Source organism: Paraburkholderia mimosarum LMG 23256 = NBRC 106338, from assembly GCF_000739815.1.
GTDB lineage: Bacteria > Pseudomonadota > Gammaproteobacteria > Burkholderiales > Burkholderiaceae > Paraburkholderia > Paraburkholderia mimosarum.
This window is the reverse complement of the sequence record NZ_BBJJ01000367.1, coordinates 1-586: the sequence shown is the minus strand read 5'-3', so window position 1 is coordinate 586 and position 586 is coordinate 1. Positions and strand designations below refer to the sequence as shown.

Genomic DNA, 586 nt, shown 5'->3' with positions numbered 1-586 from the left:
CGAGCACCGGGGGGGGGTGAACTTTCTATCTGCGCTTTCAGAGATATCTTCAATTTCTGACCGCGATACTTTTTTGGCTTTGACCACCATCTCGTTCGATATTGCGGGGCTCGAACTGTACCTGCCTTTGAGCACTGGGGCCGCAGTTGCCCTTGCAAGCCGTAACGATGCAATCGACGCCATGGCATTGCGCCATTACATAGCACATCACAACATTTCTTTTATGCAGGCGACTCCGGCAATGTGGCGCCTGCTCTTAGATGGAGGCTGGCAGGGAGCACCAGCGCTGAATGCGGTATGTGGGGGAGAAGCGTTACCTGCAAGTCTGTCACTTCGCCTAAATGAAGCGGTGAACTCTGTAAAGAATTTCTACGGGCCAACCGAAACAACCATCTGGTCGTCCTTTTTTCCTATTGACACGCCATTCGATGTGCCACATCGAATTGTCCCGATAGGCCGTCCGATTGCGAACACGCGGGTGTACGTGCTGGACGGCCATGGCGAGCCGGTGCCGTTCGGGGCGGTGGGCGAGCTCTACATTGGGGGCGCGGGGGTGGCGCGGGGCTATCTGAACCGTCCGGAGCTT

The 586-nt window shown here is 56.3% G+C and carries 1 protein-coding gene; it reads left to right on the top strand.

Translation table 11 applies throughout. The features are described 5' to 3' along the window. Window positions 1-586: AMP-binding protein (locus tag BMI01S_RS40535; protein WP_042293671.1), on the top strand; the 586-nt coding region annotated here is incomplete at both ends.